This window comes from Stenotrophomonas sp. HMWF023 (assembly GCF_003060985.1).
Lineage (GTDB): Bacteria > Pseudomonadota > Gammaproteobacteria > Xanthomonadales > Xanthomonadaceae > Stenotrophomonas > Stenotrophomonas lactitubi.
In genome coordinates this window covers 15,619-30,737 of the sequence record NZ_QAIJ01000133.1, presented here as the reverse complement: position 1 = coordinate 30,737, position 15,119 = coordinate 15,619, and the positions used below count along the sequence as shown (strand labels likewise).

Sequence of the window (15,119 nt, the reverse complement as noted above, 5' to 3'; positions counted from 1 at the left end):
GGCGTGAGCGCCATGGATGGCGCGACCGAGCTTACAGGGACGTACTTGCAGCGTCCCCCGCAACCGGACCCACCCCGCCATCCCTCAGGAAACCCGCTTCTGCCGTTGCTTCGGCCGTTGCCGTTGTTTCTGCGGGTGCAGGGCGCAGCCCTGCCGAACCACCCTTTACCTGGCCTGCTCGCAGAACTTCTGCCGGTACTCCAGTGCCTTCGGCATCAACGCCTGCAGGTTCTGGATACGGGTACCCGGATTGGGGTGGGTCGAGGAAAACTCCGGCGGCGACTGGCCGCCACCCGCCTGGCCCATCCGCTGCCACAGCGGCACCGCCTCGCGCGGGTCGAAACACGCCGCCGCCGCCAGCATCAGGCCCACTTCGTCAGCCTGCGTCTCGTGGCTGCGCGCATACGGCAACAGATAGCCGTAGCCCATCGCCGACATCATCATCTGCTGCTGCTGCGCATCCATGCCACTGGCGGCGCCGGCCACCTGGCCGATCTGGGTCAGCTTCTGCTGGGCCATGCGCTGTGCACCGTGCCGCAGCAACGCATGGGCGATTTCATGGCCCATCACCACCGCCATCGCATCGCGGGTGCGCGCGACCGGAATCAGCCCCGTGTACACGGCCATCTTGCCGCCGGGCAGACAGAACGCATTGGCCTGTTCGGACGGAATCACATTCACTTCCCACTCGAAGTCGCGTGCGAAGTGTGCAGGTTGCAGCCCGTGTTCCTGCGCCAGCGCGGTCTCGACCACGTCCACCTTGGCGATCAGTCGCTCGGCAATCGCCCGGACATCCTGCGAGACCTGTTCGTTCGGGCCCAGCGGGCGCTCCTGCGACAGGATCTGCTGGTAGGCCTGCAGGCCCAGAGCCTTCTCCTGGCTGGCGTCCAGGCTGCTGTCGATCAGCACCTTCTCGCCGGTATAGGGGTCGACCGCACGGTTGGAGAACCAGTAGAACGCCGCATAGCCGGCGGCCAGCAGCAGCACCCACCAGCGGATGTTGCCGAACAGGCCACGCCGCTGCTGCGGCGAGCGGGAAAAAGGATCATTGCGCATCGGCAGGTCTTCCGGCTGACCCCGCCGGCCGGCGGGCACGGCGCAATCTTAGTGCGACACTGCCTGCGGCGGGTGAAGCCGGCGCCGATCCAGGCGTGGCCGTCAGATCCCGCGGACCAGCCGGAAGCCGATGCGCGCGTTGGTGGTATCCGAATCCTGCGACTGCCGCCAGGCCGCCCGGGTCTGCTCCGGGGCATTGGCCCAGTTGCCACCGCGGATCACCCGTGAACGGCAGCCCGGGTTGAACCAGGCCACACCATCGGCCGGTGCGCGCCGATAGCTGGCATGCCAGCAGTCGGCCACCCACTCGCTCAGGTTGCCGCCCATGTCGTGCAGCCCGAAGCCGTTCGCCTGGAAACTGGCGACCGGTGCCGGCCCCCACCAACCATCGCCGTAGCCGACGAAGGCGTTGTGCCAATGCCTGCCGGACGGTGAAACGTCCTTGCTGCCGGTGTAATTGCCACTGCCTTCCGGTGGCAGCCCGGCATCGCCCCACGGGTAGCGGCCACTGCTGCCGGCACGCATCGCGTACTCGAACTCGGCCTCGCTGGGCAGGCGGTAGCTGCGGCCGGTCTGCTCGGAAAGCCAGGTCGCGTAGTTCTCCGCGTCACGCACGCTGACGTGCATCACCGGCGAATTGCCCAGTGCGCGCCCACCGTCATAGTCGGACCGCCAGTCCACGCCGCTGCGACGGATGAAATTGCCGCTGCGCTCGTCATAGACCACCGAATGTCCACGCCGGGTCGCGCGTGGGCGGGCGTTGGTCGCCTTCACATAACGCTCGAAATCACCCACGGTGATCTCGGTGATCGCCATCGCGTAACCGCGCTCGAAGCGCACATAGTGCGACGGTCGCTCTGCGTCGGTCGCGCCCGGTTCGGTATCACTGGCGCCCATCCGGAATCCGCCGTGTGGCACCACGATCATCTGCGGTCCACGGCCGCCATCACGCAGCGCGTCGCTGAACACCTGCCCCGGCCGGAAACTGCCGTAATGGGTGGCCAGCTCGATGCGCTCGCGCAGCTGCGCCACCACCGCGTCGCCCGGCAAGGCGATGCGCAGCGCTTCGGCCAGCTTCTCGCGCGCAGGCTTCAATCCCTGCGGGGTGGTCAGATCATGCAGGCCGCCATCGCGCAGCTGGACCAGCGCTGCTGCGCGGATCTGCTCGATGCGCTCGAACGCATCAGCGATGGTGGGTGACGAATCCCGCACCTTGCTGGCCTCTGCCAACCAAGCGCCGGCACTGGCGAAATCACGGATGCGCGCGGCGTCCTCTGCCCGCCGGATCAGCCCGCTTTCCGCAGCGGCCAGGCCCTGCCGCGCGCGCCGGTTGTTCGGGTCCAACGCCAGTGCCTCGCGGAAGCTGCCGATGGCGCCATCCCCCTCTTCACCTATCCGGTCGGCACGCAGATCGTCTTCGCCCGCGCGGTTGTAGGCGACCACGCGCTGCGCCGTCTCCACCCGGCCCTGCAGCGCGCGTACCTTCTCGTCCTTCGGCGCCAGGGTCAGCAGTACCAGCGCCTGGCGCCCGGCTTCGGCCAGCGCTTCACGCTGCCGCAATGGCTGCTGCAGCAACGCATCGGCCTGTTGCAGCAGGCGCTGCTTCGCACGTTGCAGGCCCAGGCGCGCCTGGCGGTCGTCGGGTTCCTCTTCCTGCACCGCCAGCCACAGCGGCACTGCCGCATCGCCATCTTCGTACAGATGCCCCCGCGCGAATGCCTGATCGGCCGCCCGGCGCAGCTGTGCCAGCGTACGTCCCTGGCGATCGACCCGCGGCGGCGTCCACTGCTGGATGTCCTCGGCCGCATCGTCACCGGCAATGGTCACCGTGCCCTGCCCGGTACCAGGTGCCGGACCGGCCTCTGGTGCGGGATCAGCCGGCTGGCCTGCGGTACCACCGGAGGTCTGCGCAGGGGGCGACGGCGTGCAACCGGCCAGGCCAACGGCCAAGGCGGTACACAGCACGGGCGACAGCAGAAAACGCAAGCAGGGCCTCCTTCGGCACGGATGCGGACCGACGTTAGGCTATTCTCCCCTGCCTGAGCAAACACGAGTAGTAGGCCCTGACCTGTGGCAACCTGGATCACCACCCCCGCCGAGCTGGACACATACCGCCAGCAACGGCCGACCCGCATCGGCCTGGATACCGAATTCATCCGTGAACGCACCTTCTGGCCGCAGCTGGCGCTGGTGCAGATGGCCGTCGGCGAGGACATCCTGCTGATCGACCCGTTGATTCCCGGCATGCCCGAGGCGTTGGCGCCTTGGCTGGCCGATGAATCCATCACCAAGGTGATGCACAGCGCCAGCGAAGACCTGGTGGCGTTCAAGTGGACCTGCGGCGTGCTGCCGCGCCCATTGTTCGACACCCAGATCGGCGCCGCCCTGGCCGGCATTGGTGCTGGCATGGGCTACCAGAAGCTGGTGCAGGAGATCACCGGCGTGGCACTGGAAAAGGGCGAAACCCGCTCTGACTGGATGCGCAGGCCGCTGTCGGATTCACAGCTGAAGTACGCCGCCGACGACGTCGAGCATCTCTTCGCGATGCATGACGCGATTTCCGCCAAGCTGGAATCGCTGGGGCGCCAGCAGTGGCTGCACGACGACGGCGAGCGCCTGCTGGCCAGCGTCGCCAATGACGAAGACCGCTGGCCACACCTGGGCATGCGCTCGGCGCAGTTCCTGGACGCGCCCGCGCAGCGCCGCCTGCTGCGCCTGCTGCGCTGGCGCGACGTGCAGGCGCGCGCAAGCGACCGTCCGCGCAGCTGGATCCTGGACAACGAGCTGGCCGCGACCCTGGCACGCACGCCGCCTGCCGATGCCGCCGCATTGAGCAAGCTGTTCGAACAGTTCCCGAAGGCGCCGCGCAAGCTTGCCGCTGCGGTATGGGAGGCGCTGGATACGCCGTTGGCCGACGAAGCCGATGCACCATTGGCGATGCAGGCCAGCGATGCCAGCAAGCAGCTGCTGAAGAAGCTGCAGGATGCCGTAGCCGAACGCAGCCGCGAGCTCGGTCTGGCAGACGGCGTACTGGCCTCGCGCAAGCATCTGGAAAGCTATCTGGAGCATCGGCAGTGGCCTGCCGCATTGGCCGGATGGCGCCAGCAGGAACTGGAGCCGGTGCTGGCACCGCTGTTGCCCGCCGCTTGAGCCCCTGCCGTCGTCGCGCATGCAGCGCGGCGACGGCACACCCGGGCATGGCCATCAGCGCGCGCGGCACGTGCCTGCAGCGCGCGACACGTCGCGCTACCGCCCTTCGAAATCCACCCGACGCTGATTGCCGCGTGCGACGGTGGCTGCCGCGATCCTGTACGCCCGCCAACGGGATCGCGCTGCGCGGTTCATGTACATGACTGCAGACACATACGCCTGCGTCAGTGGCATGCAAGAGTGAATCGCACGCCACCCTGCATGCCTGATCAAGGCACCGGTGGACGACGCACCCCGCAGGGCCGATGCCGTCAGCGCAGGTCCTGCCCACGCTGCTGCGCAAAGGACTCCCATGCACACGATCATCTCTGAACGGACCGCAGCTTCCCCCTCCCGCCCCATGCGCCACCTGCGCCGATGGCTGGGCGTTTCACTCCTGTGCGTTGCCGCAAGTGCCAGCGCCGCCGATGACCTGCAGGCACGCATTGCACAGGCGTTGCAGGGCACGACGACGCCGGCCATGGGAGTACTGGTGATCCGCGACGGCAAGATCGCCGAGCAGGCCGTCAGCGGCGTGCGCCGCAATGATGAGAAGGTGGCCGCCAGCACCGGCGATGCCTGGATGATCGGCTCGACCGGTAAACCGATCACCGTGGCGATGATCGCGCGCCTGGTCGAACAGGGCGTGCTGAAGTGGGATGCGCCGCTGTCGACGATGCTGCCCGACCTCGCGGCACAGATGCAGCCGGCCTACCGCAACGTCACGCTGGTGCAGCTGCTGTCGCACCGCGCGGGCCTGCCGGAGAACCTCAGCGATGGCGCCGCTCTGGATGCGTTCTTCACCGACACACGTGCCCTGCCGGTGCAGCGCGAGGCCTACATCAAGGCCGCGCTGTCAGAGGCACCGGTCCACCCGCCGGGAACGGAATTCGCCTACAGCAACAGCGGCTTCCTGATCGCAGCCGTGATTGCCGAGCGCGCCACCGGCAAGGACGTGGAAACGCTGATCCAACGCGAGGTGTTCCAGCCACTTAAGATGACCGGTGCCGGCTTCGGGCCGACCACTGCAGGGCAGCCGTTGGGCCACCGCGGCGGCAAGCCCGTCACCCGCGCGCCGCAGAAAGCCGATGATGGCGTACCGCCGATCTACACCGCCGCCGGCAACCTGCACATGCGCCTGCAGGACCTGGCACTGTTCGCCATCGACCAGCTCGCCGGCAGCCATGGCAAGGGCACGCTGTTGACACCGGCGTCCTACACGCTGATGCAGAGCGCGCAACCGGGCAGTCCCTCGGGTCTGGACTGGGGCGTGCAGCCATCGATCGCCGGCCGCCAAGGCCCGGTGCTGGTGCACGGTGGCTCCGATGGCAATTGGCTGGCCTGGGTGGTGCTGTTCCCCGCACAGAACAGTGGCGTGATCGCCATTGCCAACGCCGCCGAAGACATGGGCGCCGACACGGCCACCATGGGTGTGCTCGGCGGCCTGTTCGCCGAACTGTCACCTTCGCCCGCCGCGAAGTAACACAGGCCGACGCCCTGCAGTTGCAGGGCGTCGGCCTGCCGCGGCACCGCAAGCGATAACAGGCTGCACCGGATTGCCTAGAATGCGCGTCCGATCATCTGCAAGGACGCTGTTCCCCATGCCGCATTCCCCCCACGACGCGATGGCCTTGCGCCGCGAAGCACGCGACGCGCTGCAGCAGGAGCGTTTCGACGATGTCGACCGGCTGCTCGGGGCGGTGGAGCAACAGTGGCTCGACGGTGACACCCCGCGCTTTGGATATGGCTGGCTGCTCGCCACCCTGCTTGAACCCGCGCAGGACCTGCCTGCCCGCCTTGGACGCGCGCGGCACTGGTGTGCGCGACAGCCACACAGCCCGCATGCGTGGGCGGTACTGGGCACACTGTGGGACCGCGTTGCCGGCCGCATCCGTTCCACCGACACCGTCGAAAAGATCCACCAGGCGCAATGGGATGGTGCGGCCTTGGCGCGCGACCACGCTCTGGCCGCATGGCTGCACACCATCGCGCGGCATCCACGCCCCGCCTTCGTACTGGGGCGGATGCTGCGGATGGCCTGCTATCTGGGCGAGCCGCGTTGGTTGCAGCAGTTGCAGCGCGGCGGTCGCGCCGATCTGTACACCACGCAGCAGCGCCAGGACCCGGAAGCATTCGCCGCTGCGGTCGCATTGCTCGCGCCTTACGGCGCCCCCTTGCATGAACTGCCTGCGCTGCCTCCTGTGCTGGCGCAACGCAGCGAAGAAGCATTCAAGTACGTCGCCGACTACTGGTTGCAGCTGGCGTTGTCGTTCCGTGCCGACGATGTCGACGTGCTCGAGACCTATCTGTATTACCTGTACCCGCGCTGGGGCGGCAGCCACGCCTTGATGCAGCACTTCATCGATGGCCCCGAAGCATCGCGATTGATGCTTCCCCAGCGCAATCGACTGCGCGTGGTCAAGGAGCGCGACTGGCTGTGGTTCACCCCGGATGCCGACGATGCCGAGGCCATTGCCGAGCACGACCAGGCCTACCGCGCCCTGCTTGATCTGCACCTGGATGCGTCAACCCGTGCACAGGTGCTGTGCTGGTGGGCGACCATGGACTATCACCTCGGTCGCGACGAACCGCAGGACAACGAGGTGAACTGGGACCTGGTGCGGATGACGCATGCCCATGAGTGCCTGGCAGAAGCCTTCGCATTGGATCCGGGCTGTGTGGTTGATGAGGGGCTGAACGCACTGGAAGCCTGTGCGCTGTTTGCACGTGTCGACGGCGCCGAAACCCTGTTCACGCAGGTTCTGGCCAGTGTCGAAGACTGGACCGACAGCGCGCATGCGCTTGCGTGGTTGGCGGCCGGTCGCCAATCCGGCCTGTTCGGTTTCAGCGCGGACACCGCCCTCGCCATGCAGCACCTGCAGGGAGCGCTGGCGACGGCCGATGAAGAAGACGTGGAACTTTCTACGGTGGCTGCCAATCTGCTCTGCTCGGTTTCCGCGCCGGCCGGCCTGCAGATGCTGCTGCAGCTTGCGCAAGCCGGTGACCCGCGATCAATGGCATCACTGGTGGATCTGTACCGCGGGCGTGTGGCCGGCAAGGACTTCCCCGCCTATACCGATCCCGAGCAGGAGGCGCTGTGGACCGAACGTGCGATTGCCGCCGGCGACCTGGTGGTCATCTACAACCGCGCCTGGCACCTCGGCGAGCTCTTCAGGCAGAACCCCGATCCGGCACTGCAGCAGCAGTCGCGCGTGTTGTATCGGCGCTGCGTGGACGAGGCTGCGCCGCATGACCGGGTATGGCGTCCGGCGCACAAGAACCTTGCGGTGCTGCTGTACCAGGACGAGGACGACAACGACAAGCGCGAAGCCGTGTTCGACCTGCTGGGGCCACTGTGGTGGCGTGGCGACAGCGCGACCCAGGCGTGGGCGGCCGGTTTCCTGGCCGATGTGTTCCACTTCGGCAACGGTGTGCCTGCCAATGCCTTCCTGGCAAAGATCTGGCTTGAGCGTGCCGCCGACGCCGAGCCCGACAACGAGGAGGTGCTGCGCATGCGTCCGCTGATCGATGGGCAGGGCAAGTTGTTTGGTGCCAGCCGTGCGGCGCGCCAGCAAGCCCGCGACCGCGAGAAAGTGGACCTGCGCAGCTGGCAGCTGACCTTCGGACTGGATGCAGTACCGGACCGGCACGACGTGCAGCCGGTCTGAACCAGCGGCAGCTCAACGACAGACGCCCTGCACAGGCAGGGCGTCTGGAGGGAAGTGCAAAGGTGTCGGTACCGCGTGCGGTACCGACCGATGCGGCTTACCAGTTCATGTTCAGCGACACACCCACGGTGCGCGGCTCGTTGTAGACCGCGGCCATGTAGTTCTCGATCACACCCTTGAGGTTCTTCTCGTTGGTGATGTTGCGCGCGAACAGCGACACTTCATACGCGCCGTAGTTGCCCGAGTAGCCGATCTTCAGGCCGCCTTCGAAGTCACCCTTCGAATTGAACTCCTGGCTGTCGTACAGCACGAAGCTGGTGTAGCCCTGCTTGTTCCAGTCGGTGGACACGAACATCGTGCCCGCATCGCTGAGCGGGAAGTCGTAACGCGCGGCCAGGTTGATGTTGTACTTCGGCGCGTTCGGCAGCGGATTGCCATCAATCTGGGCGAAGGTATTGGCACCGACCTTGATCGTCGGGTCATCGACGGTGCACACCACCTTGCCGTTCAGTGCGCAGACCTGCGCATACACGCGCTTGTCCTTGATCTCGCTGTGCAGCAGGCTCAGGCCGGCGCTCAGGGTCAGGTTCGGGATCGGGCGCAGCTCCATGTCCGCTTCGAAGCCGTAGGCCTTGGCCTTGTCGGCGTTGAACAGCACGCCGTTGCCGTCCGAATCGTTGCCGTTGAGCTGGATATCGTTGACGGTGTAGGTGAACGCGGTGGCATTCAAGCGCAGGCGGTTGTCCCACAGGCTGCTCTTCACGCCAGCTTCCCAGGACAGGATCGTCTCCGAATCGGCGGTGGTGAAGTCAGCGTTGAACACTGCCGAACGGCCCTGGATGGTTGGGCCACGGAAGCCGCGCGCGACCTTCGCATAGACGCTCACGTCCGGGGTGATCTGATACATCGCGCTCAGATCCCAGCTCGGGGTCGTGTCGGTCATCTTGACGTCGGTGCGGCCCTTGTAGGTGACTGCGCCAGCGGCGGTGTCGGCGGTCTTCAACAGACGGGTGTGCTTCTCATCGCGGGTCTGGCGCAGGCCGGCGGTGACGGTGAACTTGTCGGTGAAGGCGTAGCTGAGCTGGCCGAAACCGGCCCACGAGGTGTTCTTGTTGCGCAGGCGCACCCAGTTGTTCGGGTTGCGCGCCGCGCCCTTCAGGAACCAGGCGCGCTGGTAGAAGTCGGTGGTGTCGCTGCCGTTGAAGTAGAACGCGCCGGCCTGCCACTGCAGGGCGCTGTCATCGTGGCTGGCCAGGCGGAATTCCTGGGTCCACTGGTCAAGATCGCGGATCTGGCCCATCGACTGGCCATAGCCGTTCGGCACGCCATTGACCGGGAAGTTGACCGCGGCGCCGCCGTCGGTGTCTCCGCGGCTGTAGCCGGAGGTGGTTTCGTAAGCGGTGATCGAGGTGAAGTCGATCGCGCCGAAGTCATAACGCGCCTTCACCGAACCGCCGTAGGTCTTGTACGCCTGCGGGTTGTTGTCGGCCTCGTCGTAGGCGACCTGGTCACGCGGTACGTCGGTCTTGTTCGAACCCTTGGTCAGCGCGTTGCGCAGGAACAGGGTCGAGGTGCCTTCGTAGTCGCGGGCGTGGGCCGAAGCAAGGATCGAGAACTGGTCGCTCGGGGTCAGCAGCAGCTGCGCACGCACGTTGCGGTCGTCGAAGCCGCCCATGGCGTTCTTCTTCGGGCTGACCGTGCCGTCGGCGCTGGGGCCGGTGTAGGTGTTGTCGACGTAGTCGTCGCGGTGCTGGTACAGGGCCGACACACGGAACGAGGCAATGTCGTTGATCGGGCCGCCGAAGCCACCGTCGATCGACACGCTGTTGTAGGAGGCGTAGCTGGCGCTGACGCGGCCGCTGTAGTCCTGGGTCGGCTTGAGGGTGTCGAACTTGACGATGCCGGCGGTGGTGTTGCGGCCGAACAGCGAGCCCTGCGGACCGCGCAGCACTTCCACCTGGTCCACGTCATAGACCGGGTTGGACTTCAGCACCACGTGCTCCAGCACGACGTCGTCCTGGATGATCGACACCGGCTGCGAGGCACCCAGGTAGAAATCGATGTTGCCCAGGCCGCGGATGTAGAAGCGCGGGAAGATGCGGCCGGTGGTGGTTTCCGCATACAGGCTCGGCACGCGGCCGGACAGCGCCAGCAGGGTGTCGTCGCCGCCGGCGGTGAAGTCGCGCATGCGCTCGCCCTGCACCACGCCTACCGACACCGGCACTTCCTGCAGGTTCTGCTCGCGGTGCTCGGCGGTCACGGTGATGGTGTCCAGCCCGGTCGGGGTCGGCGCACTGTCCTGCGCGGCAACACCGAAGCTGGCAGCCAGGGCCAGGCCTGCACAGGCCAGGGCCAGCGGATGGCGACGGAAGGAAACGAGGGAGGACGACATGCCCGACGAACGGCGGGAATCGGAATGGGAAGGCATCGAAAGCTCTGAGGAGGCGTCCGTGCGGCCTGCGCTGACCGGGCGGCAAATAGGAGGAAAACTGCGCAAGCGGCCATTATCCTCCAAATTGTTACAATTTCGTTGCGCCTGCAGACAGCGGGGGCATCAAGCCGTTTTCGGCACAGTCCGCCCTCAGCCGGCCTTTGGCAGCGGCGCCAGCGCAACCTCGACCATCGCCAGCAGGCGTTCGCGGCTGACGCCGTCACGCGCCTGTACCGAGATGCCATGCAGCACCGTGGCGAAATGATCGCCCAGGGCCTGCACGGACAGATCGGCCGCCAGCCCGCCGGCCACCTGCGCCTGCTGCAGCCGCGCGATGATCGCCGCCGTGCGCTGGCGACGATGGCTGGCCAGCCAGTCACGTACGCCCTCGCCATCCGGTGACACGCTGCTGGCCGATGACACCACCAGGCAGCCATGCGGACGACCGCGGCGGGTGTAGGTCAACACGGCATCACGCAGCATGCTGCCGATCGCATCGCGCAGTGACGCCTGCTCCAGCGCGCGCGGCGCGAAGCCGCCCTCGCCTTCCTCGTACAGCGCCACCGCTTCGCGGAACAGCTGCTCCTTGCTGCCGAACGCGGCGTAGATGCGCGCCGAGGCAATGCCAAGCGCTTCAACCAGGGCCGACATCGAGGTGCCCTCATAGCCGTGCTGCCAGAACAGCAGCATCGCCTTGCGCAATGCCTGGTCCCTGTCGAATTCGCGCGGTCGCCCTGCCATCTGCCTGCCTGCCGTTCTGAGGCGCGCAGTGTAACGCGGCTGTTGACCACCCCGATGCGTGCGCCTATTCTTTGTCGACTGACAAATAATTGGAGCAACACATGCAAACCCTCAAAGGCCCCAGCCTGCATCTGGCGCAGTTCGCTGGCGACCAGGCGCCGTTCGACAGCCTGTCCGGCATCGCCGCCTGGGCGGCCGGCCATGGTTTCAAGGCCCTGCAGATTCCGGCATGGGACGCGCGCCTGTTCGACCTGGCCACCGCTGCCGACAGCCAGGACTACTGCGATGACCTGCGTGGCACCCTGGCCGAGCACGGCCTGCAGGTCAGCGAGCTGACCACCCACATCCTCGGCCAGCTGGTCGCCGTGCATCCGGCCTACGATGAGCTGTGCGATGGCTTCGCGCCGGAAGCACTGCGCGGCAATCCGAAGGCCCGCAGCGAATGGGCGCAGCAGCAGCTGCATCTGGCCGCACGCGCCTCGCGCCGGCTCGGCCTGCAGGACATGGGTACCTTCTCCGGCTCGTTCGCCTGGCCCTACCTGTTCCCGTTCCCGCAGCGTCCGCCGGGCCTGATCGATACCGCGTTCGATGAGCTGGCACGCCGCTGGCGGCCGATCCTCGACACCTGCGAGGACAACGGCATCAACCTCTGCTACGAAATCCATCCCAGCGAAGACCTGCACGATGGCACCAGCTTCGAACGCTTCTTCGAGCGCGTGGGCCAGCACGAACGCTGCCGCATCCTGTTCGATCCCAGCCACTTCGTGCTGCAGCAGCTGGATTACCTGCAGTTCCTAGACATCTACCATCCGTTGATCCGCATGTTCCATGTCAAGGACGCGGAGTTCCGCCCCAATGGCCGCCAGGGCATCTACGGTGGCTATGCCGACTGGACCGAACGTGCGGGCCGCTTCCGTTCGCTGGGCGATGGCCAGGTCGATTTCAAGTCGATCTTCTCCAAGCTGGCGCAGTACGACTACGCCGGCTGGGCAACATTGGAGTGGGAGTGCTGCCTGAAGGACCAGGAAGCCGGCGCGCGCGAAGGTGCCGCCTTCATCCGCGATCACATCATCCCGGTCACCGACAAGATCTTCGACGACTTCGCCGGCGCGCCGATCAGCAGCGCGCAGATGCAGCACATGCTCGGCATCGCCTGAGCCCCCACAGGAACATTCCCATGACGAACATCCCCACCGCTGGTACCCCCGGCGACGACACCCTGCGCCACCACTACCTGCGCATCGACGGCCAGCGCGTGCACTGCGTATCCGCTGGCAGCGGGCAACCGGTACTGTTGATCCCAGGCTGGCCGCAGACCTGGTACGCCTGGCGCCACGTGCTGCATGCGCTGGCCGAGGCCGGCTTCGAAGCGATCGCGGTCGACCCGCCCGGCATCGGCGAATCCGATCGCCCCGCGCACGGCTACGATACCGGCAGTGCCGCAGCGGTACTGCACCAGACCATGCAGGCCCTGGGCCACGAGCGCTACCAGGTGGTCGGCCATGACATCGGCATGTGGATCGCCTATGCGCTGGCCAGCGACCAGCCGCAGGCGGTACAGCGCCTGGCCGTGACCGAGGCGGTGATTCCCGGGCTGGCGCCTGAGCCGGGCATCTTCGCCGCGCCAGCCGACAACATCTTCCTGTGGCACTTCATGTTCAACCAGGTGGCCGATCTGCCCGAGGCACTCATCAGCGGTCGCGAACGCGCCTACCTGGACTTCATGTTCGACCGCTGGTCGTACCGGCGCGATGCGGTAGCCAGCGAAACCTATATCGCCGCCTACAGCCGCCCCGGCGCGTTGCGTGCAGGGTTTGCCTGGTACCGCGCGATTCCGGAAACCATCCGCCAGAACCAGGTCCGCGCACAACGCCGGTTGACGATGCCGGTGCTGGCCATCGGCGCCGAGCACGCCACCGGCAACGCCCCGATGCTGACCCTGCAGCCGCATGCCGATGATCTGCGCGGCAGCGTCGTTCCGGGCTGTGGCCACTTCATCATGGAAGAAGCACCGCAGGCGTTCCTCGCCCAGCTGCTGCCGTTCCTGCAGGAGGCTGGTCATGCCGCTTGAACCTGCGCTGCAGTCGTTCGTCGATGCGGTGGCGGCGCAACCGTTGCCAGACGATCTGCTGGAACTGCGCGCACTGAGCGAGCAGGCGCTGCCCACGCTGCAGGGTGCCGCCGAGGCGGTATCGCATGTCGTGGAGCACGTCATCAGCGCGCGCGACGGCCATGCGCTGGTCGTGCGCCTGTACACGCCCGCAGCCATCAGCACGGACCCGCGCCCTGCCCTGTTGTTCGCCCACGGCGGTGGCTGGTTCCAGTGCTCGCTGGCGGTCTATGACGGCCCCTGCCGGGCCCTGGCCAATGCCAGCGGCCATGTCATCGCTGCCGTCGGCTATCGCCTGGCCCCGGAGCATCCGTTCCCGACGCCGCTGCACGACGTCGCCGACGCCTGGCTGTGGCTGCACGCCAATGCCACAGTCCTGGGCCTTGATCCAACGCGTCTGGTCATCGGTGGTGACAGCGCTGGCGGCAATCTCGCCGCCGCGTGCTGCCTGCTGCTGCGCGATCAGGGACTGCCGCTGCCATCGCATCAACTGCTGCTGTACCCGGCACTGGATGCCACCATGGCCAGCAGCACCTATCGTGAGTTCGCCGACGGCTACTACCTCAGCGCCGAACTGATGCAGCGCTGCTGGCAGGCCTACCTGGGCGACGGTGACCGCCGGCAGGCGCTGGCTTCGCCCCTGCACGCCCCAGATCTGCGCGGGCTGCCGGCGGCCACGGTACTGAGCTGTGAGTTCGACCCGCTGCGCGACGAAGCTGAACAGTACGCCGCGCACCTGCGGGAGGCGGGCGTGGACTGCACGCTGGAGCGCCTGCCGGGGATGATCCACGCCTGCATCCACCTGCATGGCGTGTCGGCTGCGACCGACATCGCGATCCAGCGCGCGGCGGCCCTGCTGCCCTGAGCCAGGACTGCAGCGGCGCAGATCACCTGCGCCGCTGTGCCGGCCCGCCCCTTTGCAGCCGGCACCGGCCAGCGCTATGCTAGGGTCGTCACGTGGCGTCAGCTCCGCTGCCCACGGGATGCAACACCACCCCATGGGGCCATAGCTCAGCTGGGAGAGCGCGTCGTTCGCAATGACGAGGTCAGGAGTTCGATCCTCCTTGGCTCCACCATATGAAGTACAGAACGCCCCGGCACTGCCGGGGCTTTTTGTTTTGCCCAACCGCTCATGCCGGGTCCTGCCCACCGTCCTTGCGCACGGGTGCACGCGAATGCGCATCACGTACCTTCTGGTCCTGCTGACCAGGGCGCTGCTTGGCCACTTCCTCCTGCTGCCGGTCCTGGCGACTTTCCTGCACGCCTTCGTGCGCATTCGAGGTCTTCTTGTCATGTTCGGTCATGAATCGCTCCCACGTCGCCGGCAACAGGCCGGCGTGACGCCGACAACGCTATCCGCGCCTGCGTGATGCGGTGGTCGGCTGCCTGCGAACAGCGCGTGCAGCCATCACGCTCCTGCGGTGCTTGTGATCGTCATCGTCGCGTGGTCACAATCCGCGGATCACCTCGCACAAGGATGCGCCATGTATCGCCCTGCCGTGATGTCTGCCCTGTTGATCCCACTGCTGCTCGCCACTGGCTGCGCGCATCGCCTTGACCGGCAACCGATGCCGCCACCGGGCTATATCGGCAACTACGAAGCAGTGCGTGCGGCGCAGGATGATCCCTCTCGCGGCATCTCCGGTGTTTTCGTGCTGACCGTGCAGGCTACCGGTACCGAAGGCGAGCGCATCTACCTGAACAGCGAGCGCGATTACCGCCATCCGCTCAACATCACGCTCAACATCGATGCCGCGCTGCGCCCGGAACTGGAGAAGGCGTTCGGCATGAAGCTCGAACAGCTGCAGAACCGTCGTCTGCTGGTACGCGGCACCGCGGGTCGGGTACGCATCGCCTTCATCGATTCGAACGGCCGGCAGAGCGACAAGTACTACTACCAGACCCAGATCCAGATCCGCGACGC

General features: G+C 66.7%; 12 protein-coding genes and 1 tRNA gene. 8 read left to right on the top strand and 5 right to left on the bottom strand.

Translation table 11 applies throughout. The annotated features are described in order from the left end of the window. Nucleotides 1-165: 165 nt before the first annotated feature. Both DBR20_RS07170 and DBR20_RS07165 read right to left on the bottom strand, forming a co-directional pair. Entirely contained in the window at nt 166-1,056 is an 891-nt protein-coding gene (locus DBR20_RS07170) for a M48 family metallopeptidase (protein ID WP_108265695.1), read from the bottom strand. A 102-nt stretch (nt 1,057-1,158) separates the two neighbouring features. Beyond that, the gene (locus tag DBR20_RS07165) at nt 1,159-3,042 is read right to left on the bottom strand and encodes an SUMF1/EgtB/PvdO family nonheme iron enzyme (RefSeq protein ID WP_108265694.1); all 1,884 of its coding nucleotides are present in this window, start codon (nt 3,040-3,042) and stop codon (nt 1,159-1,161) included. An 84-nt stretch (nt 3,043-3,126) separates the two neighbouring features. On the opposite strand from DBR20_RS07165, the gene rnd reads away from it, so the two are divergent. From rnd to DBR20_RS07150, 3 genes are all read left to right on the top strand, one after another. Further along, nucleotides 3,127-4,206, top strand: coding sequence for a ribonuclease D (rnd, locus tag DBR20_RS07160; RefSeq protein ID WP_100553059.1), 1,080 nt, complete (start codon nt 3,127-3,129; stop codon nt 4,204-4,206). A gap of 400 nt (nt 4,207-4,606) precedes the next feature. Continuing rightward, complete coding sequence (locus DBR20_RS07155) at nt 4,607-5,728, top strand: serine hydrolase domain-containing protein (RefSeq protein WP_181393038.1); 1,122 nt, start codon at nt 4,607-4,609, stop codon at nt 5,726-5,728. Between the two features lie 118 nt (nt 5,729-5,846). Continuing rightward, a complete protein-coding gene (locus DBR20_RS07150) occupies nt 5,847-7,913 on the top strand; it encodes a DUF4034 domain-containing protein (protein WP_181393037.1) in 2,067 nt (688 codons plus the stop codon). A gap of 97 nt (nt 7,914-8,010) precedes the next feature. Here the strand turns inward: DBR20_RS07150 and DBR20_RS07145 are convergent, their stop codons facing one another. Together DBR20_RS07145 and DBR20_RS07140 are read right to left on the bottom strand one after the other, a co-directional pair. Beyond that, entirely contained in the window at nt 8,011-10,341 is a 2,331-nt protein-coding gene (locus DBR20_RS07145; protein WP_108265691.1) for a TonB-dependent receptor, read from the bottom strand. A 153-nt stretch (nt 10,342-10,494) separates the two neighbouring features. Next, nucleotides 10,495-11,085, bottom strand: a complete 591-nt coding sequence (locus DBR20_RS07140; RefSeq protein ID WP_108265690.1) for a TetR/AcrR family transcriptional regulator — start codon at nt 11,083-11,085, stop codon at nt 10,495-10,497. 101 nt (nt 11,086-11,186) lie between these two features. On the opposite strand from DBR20_RS07140, the gene DBR20_RS07135 reads away from it, so the two are divergent. The 4 genes from DBR20_RS07135 to DBR20_RS07120 all read left to right on the top strand — a co-directional run bounded on the left by DBR20_RS07135 (nt 11,187) and on the right by DBR20_RS07120 (nt 14,271). Further along, the gene (locus DBR20_RS07135; protein ID WP_108265689.1) at nt 11,187-12,242 is read left to right on the top strand and encodes a sugar phosphate isomerase/epimerase family protein; all 1,056 of its coding nucleotides are present in this window, start codon (nt 11,187-11,189) and stop codon (nt 12,240-12,242) included. 20 nt (nt 12,243-12,262) lie between these two features. Then, nucleotides 12,263-13,156, top strand: coding sequence for an alpha/beta hydrolase (locus DBR20_RS07130; protein WP_108265688.1), 894 nt, complete (start codon nt 12,263-12,265; stop codon nt 13,154-13,156). Next, nucleotides 13,146-14,060 (top strand): alpha/beta hydrolase, encoded by a 915-nt coding sequence (locus DBR20_RS07125; protein ID WP_108265687.1) that lies wholly within the window; start codon nt 13,146-13,148, stop codon nt 14,058-14,060. The genes DBR20_RS07130 and DBR20_RS07125 overlap by 11 nt, the downstream gene beginning before the upstream one ends. Nucleotides 14,061-14,195: 135 nt before the next feature. Further along, nucleotides 14,196-14,271 (top strand) — tRNA-Ala (locus DBR20_RS07120). A 54-nt stretch (nt 14,272-14,325) separates the two neighbouring features. On the opposite strand, the gene DBR20_RS22070 is transcribed toward DBR20_RS07120, so the two are convergent. Then, on the bottom strand, nt 14,326-14,499 hold the full coding sequence (locus DBR20_RS22070) for a hypothetical protein (protein WP_181393036.1): 174 nt from the start codon (nt 14,497-14,499) through the stop codon (nt 14,326-14,328). A gap of 180 nt (nt 14,500-14,679) precedes the next feature. On the opposite strand from DBR20_RS22070, the gene DBR20_RS07115 reads away from it, so the two are divergent. After that, the coding region (locus DBR20_RS07115) for a hypothetical protein (RefSeq protein ID WP_219927800.1) at nt 14,680-15,119 on the top strand (440 nt) is incomplete at its 3' end.

Bases quoted from the DNA above. Each gene is read 5' to 3' on its own strand.
- DBR20_RS07140 (WP_108265690.1), bottom strand. From the start codon at position 11,085: ATGGCAGGGCGACCGCGCGAATTCGACAGGGACCAGGCATTGCGCAAG.
- DBR20_RS07145 (WP_108265691.1), bottom strand. From the start codon at position 10,341: ATGCCTTCCCATTCCGATTCCCGCCGTTCGTCGGGCATGTCGTCCTCC.
- DBR20_RS07150 (WP_181393037.1), top strand. From the start codon at position 5,847: ATGCCGCATTCCCCCCACGACGCGATGGCCTTGCGCCGCGAAGCACGC.
- DBR20_RS07135 (WP_108265689.1), top strand. From the start codon at position 11,187: ATGCAAACCCTCAAAGGCCCCAGCCTGCATCTGGCGCAGTTCGCTGGC.
- DBR20_RS07170 (WP_108265695.1), bottom strand. From the start codon at position 1,056: ATGCGCAATGATCCTTTTTCCCGCTCGCCGCAGCAGCGGCGTGGCCTG.
- DBR20_RS22070 (WP_181393036.1), bottom strand. From the start codon at position 14,499: ATGACCGAACATGACAAGAAGACCTCGAATGCGCACGAAGGCGTGCAG.
- DBR20_RS07155 (WP_181393038.1), top strand. From the start codon at position 4,607: ATGCGCCACCTGCGCCGATGGCTGGGCGTTTCACTCCTGTGCGTTGCC.
- DBR20_RS07130 (WP_108265688.1), top strand. From the start codon at position 12,263: ATGACGAACATCCCCACCGCTGGTACCCCCGGCGACGACACCCTGCGC.
- DBR20_RS07125 (WP_108265687.1), top strand. From the start codon at position 13,146: ATGCCGCTTGAACCTGCGCTGCAGTCGTTCGTCGATGCGGTGGCGGCG.